The 23,850-nt window shown below is 36.2% G+C and carries 26 protein-coding genes; 10 read left to right on the top strand and 16 right to left on the bottom strand.

From position 1 onward, the window contains the following. Positions 1-54: 54 nt before the first annotated feature. Genes AC3RVG_RS08420 through AC3RVG_RS08435 form a run of 4 tightly spaced genes read right to left on the bottom strand, consistent with a single transcriptional unit; the run spans position 55 to position 2,771 of the window. On the bottom strand, positions 55-1,767 hold the full coding sequence (locus AC3RVG_RS08420; RefSeq protein WP_489691008.1) for a PspC domain-containing protein: 1,713 nt from the start codon (positions 1,765-1,767) through the stop codon (positions 55-57). Further along, entirely contained in the window at positions 1,764-2,102 is a 339-nt protein-coding gene (locus tag AC3RVG_RS08425; RefSeq protein WP_489691009.1) for a PadR family transcriptional regulator, read from the bottom strand. Before AC3RVG_RS08425 ends, AC3RVG_RS08420 begins: the two co-directional genes overlap by 4 nt. Beyond that, entirely contained in the window at positions 2,099-2,287 is a 189-nt protein-coding gene (locus tag AC3RVG_RS08430; protein WP_489691010.1) for a hypothetical protein, read from the bottom strand. The genes AC3RVG_RS08425 and AC3RVG_RS08430 overlap by 4 nt, the downstream gene beginning before the upstream one ends. Then, the gene (locus AC3RVG_RS08435) at positions 2,271-2,771 is read right to left on the bottom strand and encodes a DUF4870 domain-containing protein (RefSeq protein ID WP_489691011.1); all 501 of its coding nucleotides are present in this window, start codon (positions 2,769-2,771) and stop codon (positions 2,271-2,273) included. Before AC3RVG_RS08435 ends, AC3RVG_RS08430 begins: the two co-directional genes overlap by 17 nt. Before the next feature lie 134 nt (positions 2,772-2,905). Here AC3RVG_RS08435 and AC3RVG_RS08440 point away from each other — a divergent pair, with 134 nt between their 5' ends. Together AC3RVG_RS08440 and AC3RVG_RS08445 are read left to right on the top strand one after the other, a co-directional pair. Continuing rightward, a complete protein-coding gene (locus tag AC3RVG_RS08440; protein ID WP_489691012.1) occupies positions 2,906-3,364 on the top strand; it encodes a DUF4442 domain-containing protein in 459 nt (152 codons plus the stop codon). Between the two features lie 183 nt (positions 3,365-3,547). Further along, complete coding sequence (locus tag AC3RVG_RS08445) at positions 3,548-3,745, top strand: hypothetical protein (RefSeq protein ID WP_489691013.1); 198 nt, start codon at positions 3,548-3,550, stop codon at positions 3,743-3,745. 71 nt (positions 3,746-3,816) lie between these two features. Here AC3RVG_RS08445 and AC3RVG_RS08450 read toward each other — a convergent pair whose 3' ends face one another. The 7 genes from AC3RVG_RS08450 to AC3RVG_RS08480 form a co-directional block, all read right to left on the bottom strand. Further along, positions 3,817-4,755 carry a LysR family transcriptional regulator gene (locus tag AC3RVG_RS08450; RefSeq protein ID WP_489691014.1) on the bottom strand — a complete coding sequence of 313 codons (939 nt, stop codon included), beginning with the start codon at positions 4,753-4,755 and terminating at the stop codon, positions 3,817-3,819. A gap of 99 nt (positions 4,756-4,854) precedes the next feature. After that, positions 4,855-6,186, bottom strand: a complete 1,332-nt coding sequence (locus tag AC3RVG_RS08455; RefSeq protein WP_489691015.1) for a DUF58 domain-containing protein — start codon at positions 6,184-6,186, stop codon at positions 4,855-4,857. Further along, positions 6,187-7,185, bottom strand: coding sequence for an AAA family ATPase (locus AC3RVG_RS08460; protein WP_489691016.1), 999 nt, complete (start codon positions 7,183-7,185; stop codon positions 6,187-6,189). It lies immediately after the preceding gene. Beyond that, positions 7,172-8,389 carry a DUF4350 domain-containing protein gene (locus tag AC3RVG_RS08465; protein WP_489691017.1) on the bottom strand — a complete coding sequence of 406 codons (1,218 nt, stop codon included), beginning with the start codon at positions 8,387-8,389 and terminating at the stop codon, positions 7,172-7,174. Before AC3RVG_RS08465 ends, AC3RVG_RS08460 begins: the two co-directional genes overlap by 14 nt. Then, positions 8,382-9,152, bottom strand: a complete 771-nt coding sequence (locus AC3RVG_RS08470; RefSeq protein WP_489691018.1) for a DUF4129 domain-containing protein — start codon at positions 9,150-9,152, stop codon at positions 8,382-8,384. The genes AC3RVG_RS08465 and AC3RVG_RS08470 overlap by 8 nt, the downstream gene beginning before the upstream one ends. A gap of 1 nt (position 9,153) precedes the next feature. Beyond that, positions 9,154-10,023 carry a hypothetical protein gene (locus tag AC3RVG_RS08475; protein WP_489691019.1) on the bottom strand — a complete coding sequence of 290 codons (870 nt, stop codon included), beginning with the start codon at positions 10,021-10,023 and terminating at the stop codon, positions 9,154-9,156. Between the two features lie 53 nt (positions 10,024-10,076). Next, entirely contained in the window at positions 10,077-11,039 is a 963-nt protein-coding gene (locus AC3RVG_RS08480; protein WP_489691209.1) for a stage II sporulation protein M, read from the bottom strand. Positions 11,040-11,074: 35 nt separating this feature from the next. Between AC3RVG_RS08480 and AC3RVG_RS08485 the strand changes: the two genes are divergently transcribed. After that, entirely contained in the window at positions 11,075-11,791 is a 717-nt protein-coding gene (locus AC3RVG_RS08485) for an RDD family protein (RefSeq protein ID WP_489691020.1), read from the top strand. Beyond that, positions 11,788-12,411: a trimeric intracellular cation channel family protein gene (locus tag AC3RVG_RS08490; protein ID WP_489691021.1), complete on the top strand. Its 624-nt coding sequence runs from the start codon at positions 11,788-11,790 to the stop codon at positions 12,409-12,411. The genes AC3RVG_RS08485 and AC3RVG_RS08490 overlap by 4 nt, the downstream gene beginning before the upstream one ends. Positions 12,412-12,421: 10 nt before the next feature. Here the strand turns inward: AC3RVG_RS08490 and AC3RVG_RS08495 are convergent, their stop codons facing one another. Then, the gene (locus AC3RVG_RS08495; RefSeq protein ID WP_489691022.1) at positions 12,422-13,147 is read right to left on the bottom strand and encodes a peptidylprolyl isomerase; all 726 of its coding nucleotides are present in this window, start codon (positions 13,145-13,147) and stop codon (positions 12,422-12,424) included. Positions 13,148-13,149: 2 nt separating this feature from the next. On the opposite strand from AC3RVG_RS08495, the gene AC3RVG_RS08500 reads away from it, so the two are divergent. After that, positions 13,150-13,791, top strand: a complete 642-nt coding sequence (locus AC3RVG_RS08500) for an NUDIX hydrolase (protein ID WP_489691023.1) — start codon at positions 13,150-13,152, stop codon at positions 13,789-13,791. A gap of 172 nt (positions 13,792-13,963) precedes the next feature. After that, a complete protein-coding gene (locus AC3RVG_RS08505; protein ID WP_489691024.1) occupies positions 13,964-14,767 on the top strand; it encodes a lysophospholipid acyltransferase family protein in 804 nt (267 codons plus the stop codon). Between the two features lie 67 nt (positions 14,768-14,834). On the opposite strand, the gene AC3RVG_RS08510 is transcribed toward AC3RVG_RS08505, so the two are convergent. Then, entirely contained in the window at positions 14,835-15,479 is a 645-nt protein-coding gene (locus AC3RVG_RS08510; protein WP_489691025.1) for a DUF8845 family protein, read from the bottom strand. A 6-nt stretch (positions 15,480-15,485) separates the two neighbouring features. Beyond that, on the bottom strand, positions 15,486-15,980 hold the full coding sequence (locus AC3RVG_RS08515; protein WP_489691026.1) for an RNA polymerase sigma factor: 495 nt from the start codon (positions 15,978-15,980) through the stop codon (positions 15,486-15,488). Positions 15,981-16,093: 113 nt separating this feature from the next. Here AC3RVG_RS08515 and AC3RVG_RS08520 point away from each other — a divergent pair, with 113 nt between their 5' ends. Next, the gene (locus AC3RVG_RS08520; protein ID WP_489691027.1) at positions 16,094-17,395 is read left to right on the top strand and encodes an NAD(P)/FAD-dependent oxidoreductase; all 1,302 of its coding nucleotides are present in this window, start codon (positions 16,094-16,096) and stop codon (positions 17,393-17,395) included. 77 nt (positions 17,396-17,472) lie between these two features. On the opposite strand, the gene AC3RVG_RS08525 is transcribed toward AC3RVG_RS08520, so the two are convergent. Together AC3RVG_RS08525 and AC3RVG_RS08530 are read right to left on the bottom strand one after the other, a co-directional pair. Further along, positions 17,473-18,588, bottom strand: a complete 1,116-nt coding sequence (locus tag AC3RVG_RS08525) for an adenylate/guanylate cyclase domain-containing protein (protein WP_489691028.1) — start codon at positions 18,586-18,588, stop codon at positions 17,473-17,475. After that, the gene (locus AC3RVG_RS08530; RefSeq protein ID WP_489691029.1) at positions 18,588-19,184 is read right to left on the bottom strand and encodes a YdeI/OmpD-associated family protein; all 597 of its coding nucleotides are present in this window, start codon (positions 19,182-19,184) and stop codon (positions 18,588-18,590) included. Before AC3RVG_RS08530 ends, AC3RVG_RS08525 begins: the two co-directional genes overlap by 1 nt. Positions 19,185-19,352: 168 nt before the next feature. Between AC3RVG_RS08530 and AC3RVG_RS08535 the strand changes: the two genes are divergently transcribed. The 3 genes from AC3RVG_RS08535 to AC3RVG_RS08545 all read left to right on the top strand — a co-directional run bounded on the left by AC3RVG_RS08535 (position 19,353) and on the right by AC3RVG_RS08545 (position 23,794). After that, positions 19,353-21,506, top strand: coding sequence for a TonB-dependent receptor (locus tag AC3RVG_RS08535; protein ID WP_489691030.1), 2,154 nt, complete (start codon positions 19,353-19,355; stop codon positions 21,504-21,506). A gap of 224 nt (positions 21,507-21,730) precedes the next feature. Then, positions 21,731-22,390, top strand: coding sequence for a tetratricopeptide repeat protein (locus AC3RVG_RS08540; protein ID WP_489691031.1), 660 nt, complete (start codon positions 21,731-21,733; stop codon positions 22,388-22,390). A 75-nt stretch (positions 22,391-22,465) separates the two neighbouring features. Further along, positions 22,466-23,794, top strand: coding sequence for a 2TM domain-containing protein (locus tag AC3RVG_RS08545; RefSeq protein WP_489691032.1), 1,329 nt, complete (start codon positions 22,466-22,468; stop codon positions 23,792-23,794). Positions 23,795-23,850: the final 56 nt, after the last annotated feature.

The raw sequence follows: 23,850 nt of genomic DNA on the forward strand, positions 1-23,850 counted from the left end.
TATTAGTTGATGGTAACAATATTTTGTTTTGTGTAAATTTTCAGTACTTGTCTGTTAATTTTCAAAACCTGCATTCACGTTTTCTTCCCAAGTATTTTTCTGAATAGTTTGCGTGGAATCCACAACTTTTTGAGAATTTATAGTTTCCAAAGTGTCGGTTGTTTCAATGGATTCTATTATCTCTTTACAATCCAAACATGTTACTTGGTTTTTTAGAATTCTGAAATAATGCGCCTCGTTGTCCCAATTACTTAATTCCTTAAAATTTGAATTGTAGCTGTAATACGAAGCCGTATTTTCTTCGGAATAAATTACTGTTCCCACAGGAACATAAACCGTTATTTCAATTTGCTGATCGCGAAATTTATTTGAAGTATCTGTAATGAAAAATCCGTCGAGCATCAAAGTGTTGTTTTCAATAGAATACTTGTAATCTATAGCCTTAGCGCGTTTTTTAGCATCTAGATTGTTGTTCCCTTCCGCTGCTTTTTCAATTACAATTTTTCCGATGGAATCTTTAGAAGATTTAATATTCAATATAATATTACTTGAATAAATAACTCTTTTTTCTTCCGCATTATATTTTAATTCAAGTCCGCTTTCACGGCGCACTTCATAACTAAATTGTTTATCGGCCTGCATAGCAATACGCAAGGTATCTCCGCTGCGAACGGCTAAAGATTGTTCTTCAATATAGTTTCCGTCGTAAGCCTGTTCCGTAGCTTGTTTTATTCCCAAAAAGGCTAAGCCAATAACAGATAATGCCCAAACCACAATCAGTAATATTTTTACTGTGGAGCTCATCGATTTCAGGTTACTAATTAGAAGTTTTAGTCCTAAAACGAATAATGCAAAAAATGGAATTCCAATGGCGAATAGGCCTAATAAGGCTAATAACCAAATTGGAACATTAGTAACATCTACCATTGCAAAGTTGTCTAAAACTGTATTATTACCCCAGAAATCTATGGATCCAAAGGTGAAAAATCCCACTACCAACCCGATAATTGTAGAAAGTGAAACGATAATTATTAATACCCCGATAAATTTTGCAAACACCATAAAAAGTGTTTTAATTACGTTTCCCAAATTGTCGAAAAAACCAGAAGTGCTCGATTTTATTTTATTACCATATTTGTCATAATCTACGTTTTTTACGCGGTCTGCAACATTGTCAAAACCTTCTTTGAATTTTCGTTCTATGTTCGAAATATTCACAGGCTCTCCAGTCATTTTCAGTTTGTCTGAAGTTGTGAGTGCTGGAGGAACCAGCACCCATAATAGAATATATACTAGAACTGGCGAACCAAATCCTGCAAATATTAATAGTATCCAAATAAGTCGAACCCAAATGGCATCGATGCCAAAATAGTGTCCTAAACCAGAGGATACACCAGAGATATACTTGTTATTCACATCTCTAAAAAGTTGCTTATGTGAAGAATTTCCACTCGATTTTGACCTCGTTTTAGATGAAGGAGAAACGTCTTCGAAAATTTCGTCGTCAACTTCGTAGTCTTCGGGCTGTCCCATAACTGCAATTACTTGGTCAAGAATATTCAGCGATACAACTTGCGTTGGACTTTCAATCTTTTCAGAAAAAAGTTCGCCAATGCGGGCTTCAATGTCCTGCATTATTTCTTCACTTCCGTCAGCGCTTTTTAGCGATTTTCTGATGGCGTCTAGGTAGCGCGAAAGTTTCCCAAAGGCATCTTCGTCTATGTGAAAGGAAGTGCCTGCCAAATTTATGTTTACTGTCTTGTTCATTTTGTGTTTTTTTCGCTGGTTACAATGTTCACGGCCTGTTGCAATTCGCTCCAGGTGCCGTTCAATTCTGTTAAAAATAGTTTACCGGTTGCGGTAAGTTCATAATACTTGCGTGGTGGTCCGCCGGTAGATTCTTCCCACCGGTAGGATAGCAATCCTGCATTTTTAAGCCTTGTGAGCAGCGGATAGATTGTACCTTCCACGACAAGCATCTTTGCGTCTTTTAGAGTTTCAAGAATGTCTGAAGTATAAGCCTCGCCGTCTTTTAAAACGGAAAGGATGCAGAACTCCAAAACCCCTTTTCGCATCTGCGCTTTTGTGTTTTCGATTTTCATAAATTTTCGTTTACTTGTTTTTTGAACTCTTGTTCGTTATTGATGATGAATGAATAAGGAAGCGCGCTTGTGGTTTCTTCGCATTGTTGATGAGACAATACGCTAACAGTTTCCTGTTCCGTGGGCATGCTTGCGCCTATAAACTGTAAAATGGCAGCCAATAGGTAACTAACTAATGTGCTCATTTTGAATAGGGTTTTTAGGGTTAGTTTTTATAAATGGTATACAAAGTGGATATTTATACAACTGTCCGCGCGAAGCGTGAATGGTAGCATTAATTACAGCGTAAAGCTCAAAAATGAAGAGCGCCAACAGCAGTAATATTGCCAATCCGAATAATAAAATATAACCAGAAAGATTCTGAATATTATTTATTGAAAATTCGCCCGAATTATGATCTATGGTTTCAATAAGTGTAATAAAATCTGTCGCAAAAATGATAATAAACGGAAGGCAGATTAAGCCAATTAATATAGTATAAACTAAAGTGCTCAACTGAAAATTAATGGCCTGCTTACCGTGTTCGTCCACAAATGCTTTTTCTTTATTGAATGTCCAAATTAATATGGGCGCGATATAATTCGCAAACGGGAAAAAATATTTTAAAAAGGTAGACAAGTGAATAAATGTACTTGTGTTTTTCTGATTTTCTGTTACTGTAGTTTCCATTGCTTGTTATTTTCTTATGCAAATATATGTCTAAAAGACAGTAGTATGTAACACATAGTACTATAATTAACATTTATTTAACAAATAGGAGGGTATTGATTTATTGAATACCTTCGTAGAATATATATACAGAAATGAAACTCAGCCCAAGTAAAATCAACACTTTCCTATTGTTTAAATTGCCTTCTGCTTACTTTACAGGAGTGCGGGTAAAAACAATTTCAGAAAATGAATGTACAACTACTGTAAAGCACCGCTGGATAAATCAGAACCCTTTTAATTCGATGTTTTGGGCAGTGCAAGGGATGGCTGCCGAACTAAGCACCGGAGCAATGGTGATGGCGAAAATTAAGGAAAGCAATAAAAACATTTCGATGCTAGTAGCGAATAACAGTGCTACTTTCCTAAAAAAAGCACGTGGACGGATTCTATTTAATTGTACAGATGGAGTGTTATTAGATGATGCAATTAAAAAAGCAATTACCACTGGCGAGGGACAAACCATTAACATGAAATCTATAGGAAAGAACTCAGATGGCGATGTAGTTTCATCGTTCGAGTTTGAATGGACATTGAAGCTAAAAAAAGTTTAATGTCATTATGCATAAGTAGTTGGGGATGGTTTTATTTAATTAACGAAATTTTAACACCTTGAAATTCACCACTAAAAGAGTTTAAGTCAATAATAATAGCTATATTTAAATCACATTAATACTAAAATCTTCGCCTATTATAAAAAGCTACTTCACTAAAATCTAATTAAATTTTAAATAGCTATGGCAAGAGCAATGTATGATTATACCAAAGCTGTACTTGCAAAAGTAAGCTTTGATGTTAATTTGTTCTGTAAAGAGTTACAAAAAGCAATGACACGGTTGCTTCCTTACGAGATTGAGGAACTTAAACTGTGGATTGATTCTCTTATTAAGCAGAACCCACAATTAAATCAATGTCTAATCTACCTAAACCCATAAAAAAAATCCCTCTGATTTGTCAGAGGGATTTTTTTATGGGGTTTAGCGTTTTTTTAGGCGAAGACGACCCTTTACTTTTTAGCAGGGCTAATTATTTTCACATCCTGAAAAGCAATGGCGCCACGAATAACACCAGAAATAATATCGTGTAACGCATTTATAATTTGCATCTTCAATTCACTTTTGCTGTATATTAAGCTAACCTCCCTTGCAGGTGAAGGTTCTTTAAAGTATCTCAGATTTTTGTTTTGTGCCGGATTTATATCTAAAGTATGTAAATAGGGCAGAAGCGTCATTCCCAAACCTTCATCAGAAAGTTTTATAAGCGTTTCAAAACTGCCACTTTCTAATTGAAACTTTTCACTGCTGGCATTCTTTGACGCTTTGCAAAGATTTATTATTCCATCGCGGAAACAATGACCGTCTTCCAGCAGTAAAATGTCGTCAATATCCAAATCGCTCACTTCTAATTTTTCCTTTGAAGCCAAACGATGACTTTTAGGAATATAACCCACGAATGGCTCGTAATATAAAGGTCTTTCTTTAATTTTATCGTGTTCTAAAGGTGTGGCGGCAATGGCAGCATCTAAATAACCGTCGTTAATTTTCGTGATTATTTCATCGGTATTAAGTTCTTCAATTTTCAATTGTACTTTTGGGTAGCGATTAGAAAAATTCTTTAGAAACATGGGGAGTAATGTTGGCATTACCGTAGGAATTATACCGAGTTTAAAAGTTCCACCAATAAACCCTTTTTCTTGATCCACAACATCCTGCATGCGTTCCGACTCATTCACAATATTGCGCGCCTGTTCCACAATTTTCTTTCCAACGCTTGTAAGTTCTATAGGTTTTTTGCTTCTGTCGAAAATAAGTATTTCTAGCTCGTCTTCTAGTTTTTGAATTTGCATACTCAGCGTAGGCTGTGTAACAAAGGTCTTTTCAGCAGCTTTTGTAAAGTTTTGATGCTCGGCTACCGCCAAAACATACTTAAGTTGAGTGATCGTCATTGTAAATATTGTTTATGCAAAGATAACTTTTGCATCAATATAACTTATAGTAAAAAAGAAAAACTTAAGGGAAGAAGAGTCGAAATTTTCAAGCTAATATCAAATCTGGCCTCTTGCCTTAATCTCCAAATACTTGTTTATTGTATTTACAGTAAGATCTTCGGGTGAAGTTAGAATAGTTTGTATGCCGCGTTGTTGAAGTTCGCGAACCATTAATTTTTTGTCAAATTCGAAATGTTGTCCAATGGTTTGGTCCACAATTTCAGAAAGACTATTCGCTTCAGTATTGGTTAAAGTTTTCAATTCAGTATTTTCAAAAAAGATAACGACCAATACATGTTTTTTTGCAATCGCTTGCAAATAGGGCAATTGCCGATGAAGCGCAGAAATGTGTTCAAAATTGGTATAAAGCATCAAAAGACTTCGATGTGTTATTTTTCTTTTTACCAATGCTTGCAAGATGCCATAATCCGCATCCAAAAACTTGGTGTCTATATTATATAGTGCTTCTAAAATATTGTTTAAATACGTTTTCTTGGCCTTGGCAGGAAGAAAATTTCCAGGAATATTAGAAAAATCTACCAAGCCCACTTTGTCATTTTTTTTTAGGGCAATGTTTGAAAAAGCCAAAGCGCTATTTAAAGCGTAATCCAGTAACTTCAAGCCATTAAAAGGCATTTTCATCACGCGGCTCGTATCGATGATTGAATAGACCGGCTGCATTTTTTCATCTTGATATTGGTTTACCATCAAGCGAGCGTGCTTTCCAGTGGCTTTCCAGTTTACGGTTCGCACATCGTCACCAGCTATATATTCCTTTATTTGCTCAAATTCCATCGTGTGACCTATGCGTCTTATTTTTTTCAAACCAAGAAAAGACAATCTGTTGTCGATGGCTAAAAAATCATATTTTTTCATTTGAATAAAGGAAGGATAAACCTTTACTAACTGTTCATTGTTGAAAGTATATCTTCTTCGCACAACGCCAATTACAGTGGAAACGTAACAATTTAAATTTCCAAATATGTACTCGCCGCGTTCCACAGGACGCACTTCGTATTGGAATGTGTTTTTGTTTTTACCTACAATTGAAATACTTTTAAAAAAATCTCTTTTCTGAAATTGTACGGGTAATTCGTCAATAATGCCCACTTCAATTTTAAATGGGTAACTATTTATTAGCTGTACAGAAACAGAATTGTTGTCGCTGTTCGAAAATTTTTCTGGTAAAATTCGTTGCCCTTCCAAGCCATTTTTGCTAAAAACCATAGTTATTTCGAACAAAATAAAAACAGCAAAAACTAAAACTAAAATCCAAACAATTCCAAAAAGCCACTGCCACCAATACGAAAAAAGAAATAATACAGATAGCGTTGCCATCACGTAAAAAAATCGCGGCGTTAAGTAGAAGGATTTTAGAAATTTAATCACTTACCTAGGTATTTCTATAGATTGGCTAATTAAGTCGATTACCGTTTCGGGTGTCATACCTTCCATTTCACGTTCTGGCGAAAGAATTATTCTGTGTCTTAAAACAGGAGCCAAAGTTTTTTTCACATCGTCTGGAGTTACAAAATCGCGTCCGTTAATTGCGGCAAACGCTTTTGAAGCATTCATAATTGCAAGTGATGCCCTAGGCGAAGCGCCCAAGAATAAATGCGGATGATTTCGGGTTTTATAAACCACCTGCGCAATATATGCGAAAATTTTATCCTCAATCAACACTTCTTGCACTTGAGCACGGAAGGTTTTTAACGCTTCAGGAGTTAAAACGCCTTCAATCGCGTTTTCTGGAATTGCCTGTTTACGGTCGTGATGGGTTTTTAAGATGGTAATTTCTTCTTCCAAACTGGGGTAACCCACTTTTATTTTAAATAGAAAACGGTCTAATTGTGCTTCCGGAAGCGCGTAAGTTCCTTCCTGATCTACTGGGTTTTGTGTGGCGAGAACAATAAAAGGATATTCCATTATATGTCGCTCTCCGTCCATGGTTATCTGGCGCTCTTCCATAACTTCAAACAGTGCAGCCTGCGTTTTTGCTGGTGCTCGGTTTATTTCATCAATTAGAATTACGTTCGAAAAAATTGGACCTTTTTTAAATTCAAAATCTGAAGTTTTCATATTCAGTACTGAAGTTCCCAAAACGTCGCTCGGCATCAAATCTGGCGTAAACTGGATTCGACTGAAATCTGTTTTCAACGTTTTGGCGAAAAGCTTTGCAGTAATAGTTTTTGCAATTCCTGGAACACCTTCAATTAATACGTGGCCGTTTGCCAAAAGGCTTACGATAAGCAATTCAATAAAATCTTCCTGTCCGATAATTATTTTAGAAAGTTGTTTTTTGATGCTCTCCACCGCTGTTTTCAGCTCATCCAGCGGAATGCGATTATTAAAGTGTAACTCGTCATTATTTTCTTCAGGATTTTCCATCGGTCTTCTTTTTAAATTCTTTAATTTCTTTATATAATTTCAGTAATTCCTCTTGGGAAGTATTATTTTGATTGTTCACTTTTTCAATAAAAGTAAACAGTTTTAGGGTGTCTTCTTGGGTGTTTCCACTACGTTCCGCAACCGCTTTATAAAATCGTTCGTTAACCTTTTCTGTCGGAACCCTAAGTCGGGTTCGAATAAATTCCATAAAAAGGGCAATCTGTTTTTCAGCAATTAAATGGTTTTCTTTTTTATCAAGATAGATTCCGGCAATCGTGCGTGTATACTCGTAGGTTTTGTTTGTTAGCGGCTGTATGATTGGAATACTTCGTTGTTTTCTTCGTCCTTCAAAAATTATGAAAAGCAATACCCCAATAAGTACAAAATAATATGCCCACTTAAAATATTTGTTGCTAAGCAATACCCGCAATGGCGAAATATCTACGCGCTTTCCAGATTTGTAATAATTATCCCAATACACAGTGCTACCATCATTAATGTACGAAAGAACTTGCGAGGTATGCTGGGCGTTTTCTTCGGAAAGAAGAAAGTAATTCGAAAAAATCTCAGGCTGCAAATGAAGAAAAAACCATCCTTTGCCCATAGGTGCTTTTATAAAATTAACACGTGGCTCTTTTATTTCTAGCGTATTAATATATGTTCCTGAAACGCCTAAAACGGTTTGAGTCAACGTATCTATTTCTGAAAAGTAACGAACTGGTAAATCCTTTTTTATATGAAATGGTTTCTGTGAATCGAACTTTTTATTCACCAGTTTCAGTAACGGTTCGGTGCCTATTTTTTCAACATTTACTTCGGTACTTATTTCTAGCTTTAAAGTGTCCTGCAGTTTATCGCCAAAATTATTTGCCGAAATAAATACCGTGTTGCCTTTTTCGGCCCAAGCCAAAAGTGAATCGAGTTCTGTTTTGTCAAAATCTAATGAGTTATTCAAAAAAAAGTATGTTCCTTTTAAAGCGCTGTTCTGCAAAGCTTCAAAAGGAGGAATATCTTTTTCAACCAGTTTTTCATCAAATGAATTTTTCAGCAAATCAAACAGAACATAAGTTCCCAACGGAATTTTATCTTCTTTGCTATAACTGGGAAACCAATTGAGGGGTTGTGGTTTGTTGGCTTCCATATATACCAATCCAGCCAGCACAAGCAGGAAACCAAAGAGGAATATTTTTTGGAGCTTAGTCAAGAGGTTTTGGTATTTGGTTTTCCAAAGCAGTAAAAGTATGCTCGGCTTTTCTGTAATCAGTTTCGGTAACGGCAAAACTTCCGTACCAAATATAGTCGTACAGCGTAGTTACTTTGCGGAATCCGGAATTTAATTTATCTGAAGATATTTCGGTAAAATACTCGCTATTGGTTTTGTCAAATTCATAATTTATAAGTTCGGCATCTGTCAGTTTTTTCAGAATCAATAAATAATAATAGCGCACTGCGAGCCTATAATCATTATTAGCCAATGCCTTGTCAATTAATTTCTTAATGTTTTTGCTTTTAATGATTTCTTCCTCTTCGGAAAAAAACACACCAGGTTTTTCTTTCGATTTAAAAAATGTAGCACCTGGATTCAGTTTATAAAATAACCAAATTACAAAGCCTATAATGGCAATAAGAAAAATATAAGGCAGCACGTGAACTAAAAATGAAATGAAGCCACCCGCTTCAAAATCGCCTGCGAGCCATTGCCAGAATTTCACCCAAAGTTCCCAAATCCAGTTTGTAAACTGCGACCACCAATTTTCGGCAACCGGTTTTTCGGTATAATCGAAAGCGCTGTCTTTTTTATATTCTCCAATGATTTCTTTGCTGAAATTGGGTTGGTTTAAATTTTCAGACGTATCGTATAGAATTTCTTTTTTCGGCTGTGTAGCAATGCTATCTTGGGCAAATACTTTGAATTGCGCAAAGCATACCAACAGCAAAAAGTAAAAAATAAACCCCAATTTTCGCATATTATTCTTCCTGTTTTCCAATAGATTCTATGGTCTCCATGGTGCCGGTAAAGTGTTTCTTTTCATTCAGATTAAAATATACAAAAGCAGTACTAATAACGATAATTGAATAGAGAAGGTATTGAAAAACCATTCCAATTGTTGTGAGGGTTATGTAAACCCAATCAAACATAGTAGAAGGATCTGCAGAAACTTCTTGAGTCATTGTAAGCGTGTTGGTAAAGAAATAAATATACTGCGGTATTTGAAAAATGATAGCAATAAAGTAGTACAACAAGAAAACAACTATAAAAGTTGCGAAAGTAATCCACCATTCGCCCTTTATAAGGTTGAAGCATGTACTGATAGAATCTGATGCTGCATTATTATTAAATACAACTACTGCGTAAGCAATTGAGAGTACTACACCAAAATAGATTCCTGGGATAACACAGAACATAGTACCGACACCTACGATAAGACTCACCAAAAAGCTTGTGCCAATAAGTTTCCAAAAATCGTCTTTTACGCCTTCGTAAACTTCTTCTTTTATAACAACGCCATTATTTTTTATGTACGATTTTATGAAGTGTAAAATCACACCGTTTAAAAGAGCGTAATAGACTAATCCTGATAACAATAAAACTATAAAAGCCAAGACCATATTGCTTGAAAAGCCAGACATAGAACCAACGCTTTCTAAAATTCCGGCGCTACCTACGATGGATTGCATATAGAAAACATAAGCAACAAGCATTACCAAGAGTGCAGGTCCGGCAATTTTAAGTATCATTTCAAAAAGTAATTTCCAGTTTAACCGGATGAATTTGAAAATATCTGTTAGAATAGTTCCCAGCTCGCGCTGTTGTTTAAAATTTATTGTTTCGTTCATTATTGTTTAATTGTGTTGATTGTATTGATAAAAAGGATGATTCTATTATTTCTCTAAACTCCTTCAATTCTTCTTTTCAATTTTAAAGGGTATAAAACATAATAATATAAAATTAGAAAAAGCGAGCTACTTATTATGAGTATTGCTAGCCAATCCGGCATTTCGGTGTGGCGCGTTACAAAACCTTCAAGGAAACCAGCAATTATAAAAAATGGAACCGTGCTTAACATAATTTTTAATCCATCTTTTGCGCCGCGAATAAAAGATTGCAATCTTGTATAAGTTCCCGGAAATAAGATGCTATTTCCTAAAACCAAGCCTGCGCAAGCGGCTATAATAATTACAGAAATTTCAATTGTACCGTGAATCCAAATAGTTCTTACAGATTCCCAAAGCAATCCTTTGTCATAAAAGAAATACTGAAATGAGCCAAGCATTATTGCATTACGCATAATGATATATATTGTTCCAAGACTTAAAAACAACCCGTAAACAAAGGCGTAAAGCGCTACCGTCATATTATTAATAGTTATGCCTAAAAACATATTTAGCGCTCCCATCTCTTTGTAAACCGCCATTGGATCACCTTTTTCAATGTTTGCTAGAGTCATATTTACATAACCATCGCCCAAAATAAGCCTTACAAAATTGCCATCCGTAGCAGCGGAATATGCTCCAATTATTGAGAAAAGTAGAAATACAACAAACACAATAAGCAATTGTTTATGGTATTGCGAGAAAAACAACGGAAATTCTTTTGTGTAAAATGTAATAAACCTAGTACGCGATTCGCGCTTGGTTTTATAAATTTTTTGATGCGCTAAAACGGAAATTCCGTTTAAATACTTGAGTGTGTTACTATTGGGGTAAAAAGTGCGGGCGTAGCTTAAATGATCGGTTACTTCAATATAGAGTGCGCTAAGTTCGTCGGGATTCATTTGAACATTATTCCGAAGAACACTTTCAAATTTTAACCATTTATCCTTATTTTGCTTCGCAAAAGCGGCTTCGCGCATATTGTGCAGTACTTTTGCCCAAAGGAACATATTTAATGGATGATTTTCAAATAGAAACCGCCCAAAATGTAAACATTCTTCAAAATGTTGCAGGAGTTGGAGACCGCATTGTTGCGTATCTTGTTGACGGTATAATTATGGGTTTATACGTTTTTATAGTGATTATGCTATTTTCTAACGTCAGTTTATCTGATGACTATTATATGATTGTCGGTATGACCATTGGTCTCCCGCTGTTTCTGTACCATTTAATATGGGAAACACTTTGGAACGGAAGAAGTCCCGGCAAAGCCTTATTGAAGTTACGCGTTGTGAAAACTGATGGCTCAAAGCCTGCATTTTCTAATTATATGTTGCGATGGCTTATAAGATTAATAGATATTACGGCTACTGCTGGTGGCTTGGCGCTTGTAACAATTTTATTGAACGGAAAAGGGCAGCGTGTGGGAGATATTGCAGCCGCCACAACGGTTATTACTGAGAAGCAAATCGTTAATTTTGCTCAAACTATTTTAATGGATATTCCCGAAGATCACGAACCAAGTTATCCACAAGTCACAGTTTTTAGCGATTCGGAAATACAGACTATTAAGAATCTTTTCGTGGAAGCACGAAATAACGGAAATCATAATGTAATTTTGAAACTTGCATATCGGGTTTCGTCAGTTATGGAAGTAAAACTAGAAGAAACACCAATGAAATTTATTGATAAAGTTATAAAAGATTATAACTACTATACCCAGAACATGTGAAGTTATTACTTATAATAGATATACTCGGAACAATCGCCTTTGCAATATCAGGAGTGCTTATGGCGCTTAACAAACGCTTAGACCCCTTCGGTATTTTAATAATTGCCTTCGTAACAGCGGTTGGTGGCGGAACTCTGCGCGATATACTTATTGATGCTAATGTAGCGTGGATGCGTGACTTAACATATGTGTACGTAATATTCGGTTCCACTGTTTTTGCAGTGATAATTAGAAAAAGACTAGGTTACATTCGGCGATCACTGTTTTTGTTTGATACTATTGGGATTGCGCTTTATACAATTGTAGGGGTAGAGAAAGGGATTGCCGCAGGATTTGAACCTATAATTTGTGTTGCATTAGGTACGATAACGGCCTGTTTTGGAGGTGTAATCCGTGATATACTTTGTAATGAAATTCCGATTATTTTCAGAAAAGAAATTTATGCCACCGCCTGTATTTTAGGCGCTACTGCTTATTTTGTGTTGCACGCTACTCCAATTTCTGAAACTTTTATAGTTGTTATTTCAGGTTCAATTGTATTTGTTGTTCGGTTGCTGGCTGTGACTTTCAATCTTTCGTTGCCGAGTATTTATAGGAAGGATGAGTTGGAAAATTTATAAAAGAATAGTTTTATTCTAAAACCTTTGCACTAATATAAATATTCTGCAACGGCCAATCCCCATCATCGGCTTTTACTTTTGAAATTTCTTCCACCACATCCATTCCTTTGGTCACTTTTCCGAAGATGGTGTATTTTCCATTCAAATGCGTTGTTGAAGATTTTGGGCCAAGGAATATGAAAAATTCATAAGGTGCGGTTCTATGATCTGGGTTTTCGCGGTATTCTTTTGCGCCAGAAACGGTTCCGTATTCGTGGATTCGTCCCGGAATTATTTCAGCAGGAAGCAAATATTCCTTCCCAAGTTCCGCACGTTTCTTTTGCGTTGAAGACAGATCGCTATTACCAACTTGAATTATAAAATTTGGAACTACCCGATGGAAAAAGGTTTCTTCAAAATAATGTTGCTTTACCAAATAGATAATATTTGCGCGGTGTAGCGGGGTGTCTTTGTAAAGCTTTATTTCAATATCGCCAAAACGGGTAGTGATTAAAACCTTGGTTTCAGGATTGTTTTTGCCGTATTCGGTTAAAAATGAAACTACATTTTCATTCGTGATTTGGGCATATTCTGGTTCGTCGATTTTTTCTGCTTCTATTTTTTGGTTACTCAGTGTAGCCGAAGTATCCTTTTCAGTTTCGTCCCGATAGTTATCGGCATCGAACTGCTTTTTCTTATCTTCACAGCTGCCAAAAAATAGAACTATTCCGAAGCAATAAATAAACAACTTTCTCATAAATGGATTTTCGCGATTTTGAAAAACGGATTGTAAAAGTAACAAAAATGGAACTGCCCGGCGAATCGGTCCAATTTAAAATGGCACCCATGGAACGCTTGCAGGAATTGAAACGGGTTGCTCGCGAAAAAGATACCGCAAAGAGGGCAGGAGTTATGTCACTTTTTTATCCAGCAGATGATTTTGAAACACGATTAATTTTAATTCTTCGTAAAACGTATAAAGGCGTACATTCTGCACAAGTGGGTTTTCCAGGAGGAAAACTTGAAACAAGCGATCTTTCAATACAAGATGCAGCTTTACGCGAAACGGAGGAAGAAGTGGGGGTGCCGCGAGATACTATTTCAGTTTTAAAACAACTTACCGAAATTTATATTCCGCCGAGTGATTTTTTTGTGCAACCATTTTTGGGCATCACAGCACAGTCGCCCAAATTTATTGCACAGGAGGAAGAAGTGGAAGCTTTAATAGAAGTTACTTTAACCGATTTTATGAACGATATAAACATTACTACCCAAACGCTGACAACATCATATGCTACAAGCATTGAAGTGCCAGCCTTTAAACTGAACGGACACATAGTTTGGGGAGCTACCGCTATGATGCTCAACGAAGTGCGAGAATTGCTTAAAAAGGTACTGTAAAAGCATATTTTAGTATATTTGTCCTGACTAAATATTTAGCAATGGATAATGCCGAAGGAATGATGTATAGTTTGAAATATCTGAATTAAAATTACGGAGCTTGATAAAGTACAATGTACTACAACTGGCTACATACCACTGATTACTGACCATTGAATACTGACCACTGAAAATGACTTTTTTCAAAAAAAACCCTTTTGGGCATTCACTTTTTTTAAAACTCTGGTTAATCCGGATTGCGGGTGCTTTAACCCACAGACGTTTCAAAGGTTTTAACGATTTGCAAATTCACGGAAGCGAGATTTTGAAATCGCTTCCCGAAACTAACGTGCTTTTTGTAAGTAATCACCAAACCTATTTTGCAGATGTGGCAGCAATGCTTCACGTCTTTAATGCTAGCCTAAGCGGTAGAGACGACAGTATTAAAAACGTGGGCTATTTATGGCGTCCAAAACTGAATATTTATTTTGTTGCTGCAAAGGAAACTATGAAAGCTGGTTTACTTCCAAAAATCCTAGCCTATGCAGGTTCTGTTAGTATTGAACGTACTTGGCGCGAGAAGGGCCAAGATATAAATAAGCAAGTAAAAATGAGTGATGTAAGTAACATCACCAAAGCATTAAATGATGGCTGGGTTATCACATTTCCACAGGGAACTACGAAACCTTGGAAACCAATCAGACGAGGAACGGCGCATATTATTAAAAAGAATAAACCTGTAGTTGTACCTATTGTTATTGATGGTTTCAGAAGATCTTTTGATAAAAAAGGAATCCGAATTAAAAAGCGTGGTATTCTTCAAACCATGGAAATAAAACCACCTTTGGAAATAGATTACGAAAATGATTCTATGGAGAAAATCGTAGAACAATTGGAATATGCAATAGAGCAACATCCATCATTTTTAAAAGTTATTCCTTCTGCAGTATTGAAAAGCGAAGAAGAATTGAACAAAGAGCGCCACTGGAGATATTAAATATAGTATTCAGAGTTCAGAAGCAGTTCGCATTGGCGTTACTGAAAACTGCAACTGCCAACTTATTTTAAACTTCTATTTTCTTTAATTCCTTATAATTTTTGTTGAGTCTTTTCAGCAGAATACCGTAAACAAGTCGGTAAAAAAGCAAAATCAGCACGACCATAACAATTCCAAAAAGTATTTGAATAAGGAAAAACATATTCATAAACTTCTCTTGTGAAATTTTTGCTACCCCGTAATCTTCAATCATAAATTGAAAAACAATATCTTGATTTAGATAGTAGTAAATATTTATTCCAATTATTAAAAGTATGGAAGCTGTTATATTGTAAAAGACAAAATACTTAACAGTGGTACGAGTTTGCAGAATATTTTTCATCAATTCCTTGATGGTATCTGTGGTTGAAATTTTTCGATAATTTCTATAAAAGAGAAAAATAAAAATCGCAAAAACCGAATAGTTTATAACATTTATGGCAATTAAGACTGTATGTAAACCTATGTCGTCAGTAAATTTTCTACTGGATTCAGGAACGAAAAGAGCTAGCACAGTCCAGAAAATAATTTCGGCAATGCTTATATAAAAAATCCACTTCACTATGGAAGAAGATTTCTTTAATAGCATTTTATAAATATCGGTATAAGAAAGTTTCGGAAGCTCTTGTTCCGTGCTTTGCCATTGTTTTTTTAATAATTCTAGTTGATCCATAGTGGGTTACGGATTTAAAATAGTTCGTAATTTCTCCTTTATCCTATTCATTTTTACACGTGCATTGACTTCGGTTATACCCAAAGTTTCGGAAATTTCTTTATAGTTTTTGTCTTCCAAATAGAGAAAAACAAGCGCTTTGTCAATATCATTTAAAACTTTTACAGCAGTATACATCAGTTTTAGTTGTTGCTCTGCGGTATCATCATACGGTACCGAAGAAATTTTAAAGCTAACCCCTTCATAATCCTGCGTTTTTATGGTACGCTTAGATTTTCTATACAACGTAATCGCGGTATTCAGCGCCACGCGATACATCCACGTACTAAACTTAGAATCGCCCCGAAATTTGGGGAATGCACGCCAAAGCTGTATGGTTATTTCCTGAAACAGATCGTTGTGGGCGTCGCTGTCGTTTGTGTATAACCTACATATTTTATGTACAATGTTTTGGTTCTCCTCAAGTTGGGTTACAAAACTATGTTCCAGTTCTTTGTTCAATGGTAATTTTGTTGGTAATTGATTAGTGTATACTTAAAGTACTATGTTACAAAAATCCTAAAAAATACCCTAACTATTGCTAGTATGAGTAACTTTATAGAAAGAAAAAACAAATGAATATTCCCGAAACTGGCCGTCCACGAATAGTTGTTATAGGTGGTGGATTTGCTGGTATTTCCTTCATAAAAAAGATTCAAAAAGAAAATGTGCAAATCGTTCTTTTTGATAGACATAATTACCACACCTTCCAACCATTGCTGTATCAAGTTTCCACGGCGGGATTAGAACCAGATTCCATTGCTTATCCGCTTCGGAAGATTTTTAGACGTACTATCGATTTTCACTTTAGAATGGCAGAGGTGGAAAATATAAATACCAACAACAACACGATTGCCACTTCTATTGGCAGTTTGCATTTTGATTATTTGGTAATTGCCACTGGCACGCGTACTAATTACTTCGGTAATGAAAGTATTGCGGAAAATAGTATGCCGATGAAGACGGTTCCGCAGGCGTTGAATATTCGTAGTTTGATGCTTCAGAATATTGAAAAAGCAGATATTACTTCAGATGAAACTGAAAGAAAACGTTTATTGAATTTCGTGATTGCCGGTGCTGGCCCCACAGGAGTGGAATTGGCTGGAGCTTTGGCAGAATTCAGAAAAGGAATTCTTGAACACGATTATCCCGAACTTGAAGAAGAAGAAATGTTCGTTCATCTTATTGAAGGACAGAACAGGGTTTTGCCTCCAATGAGTGAAAAAGTCTCCGCAAAGGCGCAACAATTCCTTGAAAAACTTGGCGTTCAGGTTCATCTTGAAACTTTTATAAGCGATTACGACGGAAAAACGGTAACTACTAAAGACGGTAAAAAATTTGAAACCGCAACTTTCATTTGGGCGGCGGGAGTAACTGGGGCGCCAATAAAAGGAATTAATGGTGAAGCATTGGTAGAAAAAGCAAATCGTTATCGGGTTGATGAATTCAACAGAATAAAAGGCTTTGAAAATATATATGCTTTAGGCGATATTGCTTTAATGGAAAGTGAAGATTTTCCAAGAGGACATCCGCAGGTTGCACAGCCAGCCATCCAACAAGGAAAGCAGTTAGGGAAAAATTTCAGGAAAATGTTAAAAGGTTCGCCAATGGATCCTTTTAAGTATTTTGATAAAGGGACTATGGCCACTGTGGGTAGAAATAAAGCAGTGGTAGATATTGGCAATTTGCACTTTGGCGGTGCTATAGCTTGGTTTTTATGGATGTTCGTGCACTTATGGTTTTTGGTAGGTTTTAGAAATAGAGTAATTACATTCTTTAATTGGACGTATAGCTATATAAATTACGACAAAGCCGCGCGGTTAATTATTCGCCCGTTTAAAAAGTCTCCTTCCGGTCTCCCAAAAGGAGAGGAGTAGCTTTTTATTTCCCACTTTTTAAGATATATTATCGGAAATTTAAAATCTATTGCGGGGTATTTACATTTGAAAAAACGTTAGTTTTTCAAATAAGTAACTAGTTCAATTTCTTCGCTTTTGCCACGAAGTTTTTCTTTACCCATTTCTTTTTTTGAAACGCCTTTTGGTAATTTATAGGCAATATCAGCAAATGGTTTGGAGACTAAAATTTCTACGTCTAGTTCGTTGCACATAGCTTGAATGCGAGAAGTTGTGTTTAAAACATCGCCAGAAAAAGCGATGTCCCGTTTTATTTGTCCAATTTCGCCCACCATCACAGTACCGTAATGCAGACCTACTTTAAATTCGGGAACATAACCATATCGTTTTAAATATTTAGGTGCTTTATAGGCAATAATTTTTTTCATACTATAAAAACATTGAATCGCATTTCCGTGTTTTAGGCCCCATTTCATTTTCCAAGAAACTACAACTTCGTCACCTACGTATTGATAAACTTCACCACGGGTTTGCACAATTGCGGGGGCGATGTGTCTAAAGAAATCTTTCAGAAAATTAAAATATTTCTCTTCACCCAAACTTTCAGCAATGCCAGTCGCATTTTTTATATCGGCAAACATAAAAATACGGCGTTCGTGTTTGGGTCTAAAATATCTACCTATTAAATAATCGGGAAAAACTCCTGGACCGTATTTATCGTTCACCATCAAAACAATTAGCGTTACCAAAATGATAAAAAGCCAAATAACATAATTCTTTATAAATAGCCACGATCCGAAGAAATAAAACGTTTGCTGCAATACTTCAAATGAGTAAAAGGGTATTCCCAAGTCTTCACTCTTAATATAAATAGCTCCGAAGGATCCAACGAGAAAGGCTGTAAATGTGTAGGCTATAATTAAATAGAGTAGTGCTTTCCAGAAAACCAAACGCCGCAACCAGCGCTCCATTAAGTTTACCGTTACAATGCCGCCTATAAGCCCAGCGGAAATTGCAACGATTAAATTTGCCATTATCGCTGAATACATATCGTAGCTGGAACTCAATACGCCATTGCTTTTTAGCGTGATGAATTCATAAAAAAACATAATATTAGAAATTAGTACCCAAGCCACTAAAATCCAAAATGCACGCCGCGTGTAAAACCAAATCTGGCGGGTGGTGTATCTTTCAAAATGCGGTTTTATTGCCATTAGCAGTTTTTGTATTTGTCGTGAAGTCCGATGCCTTTTTCTATCATAGGAATGCACTTTTCTAATCTATTTTGTTGCGTAGCTTCGCGCTTAGCTTCAGCAATATAACCCGCATATTCACGCTGCCTACCGGGCGTTAGTTTTTTAAAATGATCTTTTAAAGAATTATCATTATTAAAGGCTTGTTTTAATAATGGCGGAATAATTACATCTTTTTTAGGAGTTGGCTTCAGCTCTTTTCCAGCCTTCGAGTTTGCAATGGCTTCTTCAACGTATTCCTTAACAATTATGGAATCTATTTCGTCATCTACTTCAATTCGCCATTGTCGCAGGGCTTTAGTAACGCCTTCTTGTGCATTCACTAGTTTTTTGTGTTGGTCCTTCAAAAATACCCCTTGATGAAACCAAAGCGCCATGTGGTTTTTGAAATCTGCCATAGCCACCACCAATTTTCCATTAAGCGTATAAGTTGGTTTGCCCCATTTCACCTCTTCTTTAAGCTCTGTTTTCACAATAATCGTCCGAAGTTGCTTTAGCTTTTCCTTCCACTGTGTTTGCTTTTCTATGAAAACATCTACTTTTTCTGAATCCGTCATTTTATGAGTACTTTTTTCCGAAGATACGATTTACAGAAATCTTTTATTGATAGAGAATCTTAAATTTTTACTACAGTTGGGGATTCATATTATACAGTTCAGTTTGTTTTTTTCTAAAAAGTTAAGCTGAAACTTCACCTTTGAACTGAAAATTAAACCAACCAACCCATGAAAATTTCAGTCATCATTTTTATACTTATTGCTTTTCCAAGTTTGCTTTTGGCACAAACCACCGTATCAGGTACGGTTTTAGACAATAAAGGAATACCTATTGTTGGCGCCAATGTTTATTTGGAAGGCGCTTACGATGGCAGCACTTCAATAGAAAACGGAAATTTTTCCTTTGAAACTTCTGAAACTGGAACGCAAACTTTAGTGATATCCTACGTTTCGTTTGAAGCAACTAAAATTACCGAAGACGTTTCAAAAATGACGAATCTCAAAATTCAACTTCGCGAAGACGTAAATTCTTTGGAAACTGTAACTATTTCCGCTGGGTCTTTTTCGGCGGGTGATAATAGTAAGATTTCGGTTTTAAAACCTTTAGATATTGTTACAACGGCAAGCGCTTTGGGCGATTTTGTAGGCGCACTGCAAACGCTTCCCGGCACAACTACAGTTGCCGAAGACGGACGTCTTTTTGTTCGCGGTGGCGATGCGGGCGAAACCCAAATTTTTATAGACGGCATTCGCGTTTTTACCCCTTATTCGCCAACTACCAATAATGTACCCACGCGTGGACGTTACAGTCCGTTTTTGTTTGATGGCATTACGTTTTCAACGGGTGGATATTCTGCAGAATACGGGCAAGCACTTTCCTCGGTTTTACTTTTAAACACCATTGACGAGCCAACTCAGGAAAAGACAGATATTGCAATAATGACCGTGGGTGGCGGTTTAGGACATACTAAAAAGTGGGAAAAAAGCTCTTTGAGCGTGAATGCAACTTATATAAATTTAGCGCCATATACAGCACTTTTTCCAGATAGAAATGATTGGCATAAACCTTTTGAAACCGCTGCAGGAGAAGCTGTTTATCGTCAGAGAATAGGGGATGGGCTTTTAAAAATTTACGGTGCTTTTGATACTTCAGATTTTGAACTTACGCAGGAAGACATCAATAACCCCGCAGGAACACGGTTTAAACTCAACAATAAAAATTTCTATACAAACGCCAATTATACTGAGGTGTTAGATAATAATTGGACAATTTTTGGCGGTGGAAGTTACACGCTCGGAAATACTAAAATTGGCATCGACGAAGCTGCGATTAAAGATGTTGAAAATTCCGCACACTTTAAATTGAAGTTGAAAAAACGCTTTAGCAATCGCTTTATTCTCAATTTTGGGGCGGAACAGTTTGTAGCCGATTTCAACGAAAATTATGAAGATCCCGATTTTGCTGCAGAGCTTGGTTTCAACAATAATATTTCGGCAGCATTTACGGAAGCTGATATTATTTTCTCACGAAAGCTCGCACTTAAACTAGGTGTCCGTGGTGAATACAGTGAATTGTTTAAAGAATTTACAGTTTCGCCAAGAATCTCTTTTGCTTATAAAACTGGAAAAAATAGTCAGCTTTCTTTGGCTTACGGCGATTTCTTTCAGCAGCCAGATAGCGATGTGTTGAAATTTTCAAATAATTTGGAAGCGCAGCACACCCAACATTATATTATGAATTATCAATATTCAGCTAATAACAGAATTTTCCGTGCGGAAATTTATAGAAAAGAGTACGGCAATCTTGTTACTTATAATGACGAATTCCCCGATTTAAACACTTCATTTTTTAACGATGGCGATGGATATGCGCAAGGCTTAGACTTATTTTGGCGCGATAATGAATCCATCAAAAACGTGGATTATTGGGTGAGCTATTCCTATTTAGACACAGAGCGGAAATACCGAAATTACCCTATTAAAACTACACCCAGCTTTGTAAATACACATAATATTTCTGTAGTTGGAAAATATTGGATTAACGATTGGAAAAGCCAAATAGGTTTCAGTTATCAATATGGCAGCGGAAGAACGTACACAGATTTAAACAAACCTGGCTTTCTTCAGAATAAAACGAGCGCTTATAATAGTGTTAGCTTAAACTGGGCGTATTTAATTTCGCAGCAACAAATTCTTTATGTATCGGTCAATAATGTGCTAGCTACTAAAAATATAAACGGCTATCAATATGCAAATACTGCAGATGCCAATGGAAACTTTGCCCGAAGAGAATTATTACCTGCCGCAGACCAGTTCTTTTTTGTTGGCTTTTTCTGGACTATTAGTGATGATGGGAAGGATAACCAACTTGATAATTTGTAAAGCCAGCTAGCCGTTGAAGGATAACGGTGGCTGAGCGGAGCCGAAGCCACGCTGTCTCATTTCGGCTCCGCTCAATGACCGAAGGGTAAATCACAATTCAATCCACAAAATCAACAGTTGGGTTTATAGGTTTTTTCGGAATCGGTTTTTTAAAGGAAATTTGAATAGAATAACAATTACAACAATCAATCAATAATATTTGTAACCATTAAATAATAGAAACCATGCAAAATGTAGTCACTTATTTACTAATTGTTTTTACAGCCTTTATAATGCAGGGGCAAACTGATTCATCAGAAAACAATGAAGCTATGCCTTCCAAATACCAACAGGGAATGCAAAAAGCATTTAAACTTTGGCAGGAAGATAAATCTTGGGATGCCGCCAATGTATTTGAACGCATTGCCACCGCTGAGCCCGACAATTGGTTGCCACCGTATTATGTTGCGCAAATAAATGTAATTAATAGCTTTACTGAAAAAGATAAAACCAAGCTTACCGCCCAACTTGGAAAAGCTCAAAACTTTATTAACGACGCAACAGCAATCTCTAAAGAAAACCCAGATTTGCTAGTGTTGCAAGCGCAATTGTACTTAGCTTGGATTATTTTTGACGGGCAACAATACGGGATGACGTATTCGCCGAAAGCAACGGAGCTTTACTCAAAAGCGTTAGCTTTGGCGCCAGACAATCCAAGGATTATATTAGCAAAAGCCGAATGGGATATGGGCAGCGCAAAATATTTTGGACAGTCTCTGGAGCCGTATTGTAAAGACATTCAGCGCGCAATAGATCTTTTTGTTACTTTTAAACCAGCGGGCGAATTTTACCCAACTTATGGTGAAGAACGCGCAAAGCAAGTACAAGCGGAAAGCTGTTTATAAAAAATCTTAGCACGAATTCACGAATGTAATTGTAAAATTATTCGTGATTTCGTGGTTTAACAAAATACTATTTTGATGCGAATTTTAAAAGATCTTGGCAAAGCCTTTTCTGTTGGATCCCTTGTGTTTATTGTGCTTGGAGTAATTCAATATGCCAACGGGTACGAGTTTACAGATGGTAGAGAAATACTTATAATGTTTCTTTATAACCAGCTGTATTCCGTTGTGCTTTACATGGCAAATGCTTCTTATTTCGGATTTTTGCTGAAAAGATTTCCGAATCAAGTATTTAAGGCGAAGAATCTTTTAAAAGGAATTTTTGGTGGAATTTTCGTCACCCTTTTAGGAATCTTTTTTATTCGCATAATCACGGAAGTTGTAACTGAAGGACGAAGTTTTTCAGAATTTATTGCTGCGGAAAAGATGCAGTATTATTACATATCGTTTATCATTTCGATAGTAGTTACCGCTATTTTTTACACATATTATTATTACCGAAATAAACAGCAATCAATTGTTACAGAGCAAAAGTTAATTGCTGGAACTGCCTCGGCAAAATTTGATGCGCTAAAAAACCAATTAGATCCACATTTTCTTTTTAATAGTTTGAATGTACTTACAAGTTTGATTGAAGAAAATCCCGAAGCCGCAACACGTTTTACCACTTCACTTTCAAAAGTATATCGTTATGTTTTGGAGCAAAAAACTAAGGAACTGGTAACATTGGAAGAGGAACTTAAATTTGCAAAACTCTATATGTCGTTGTTGGCAGTTCGGTTTGAGGATAGTATTGTTTTTACGATGCCCGAAAAATTAGAGAATCCGCAGGCAAAAGTAGTTCCGCTATCGCTTCAGTTATTGTTAGAAAATGCTGTGAAGCACAATCAGGTTATGCCTTCCAAAAAACTTTACATAACTATTTCAGAAGAAGACGGCAATTTGGTTGTTACAAATAACAGCCAGCCAAAACAGGTTTTAAGGGAAAGTACTGGCGTTGGTTTACGAAACATTCGCGATAGATACGCGCTCTTAACTAAGCGTCCTGTAATTATTAAAGAGAACCAAAAAGAGTTCAAAATCGCAATTCCTATTTTGGGTGAAAACATTCAAGTTATGAATACATCAGACATATTTATTTCAGAAAAAAAATATAAGCTGGCCAAAAAACGGGTAGAGAAGTTGAAGGCATTTTATTTCCACTTTGCGGTTTATTTGGTTTTCGTTCCTGTCTTTATTTACTTAAATTATATTTCGAATGCAGGCTTTCCATGGGCGATTTTCCCGATTGCAGGATGGGGTATGGGTATAATGGGGCACGCTGCCGAAACTTTTAATTACAATCCCTTTTTAGGAAAAGACTGGGAAGAGCGCAAAATCCGCGAGTTAATGGATAAAGACAATTAGGTTACAGTTCATCCTAATAGATTTACAGTTGAGTAGCTTCATTTTTTTCAACAATT

The sequence above is a fragment of the Aequorivita sp. IT1282 genome (assembly GCF_058068205.1).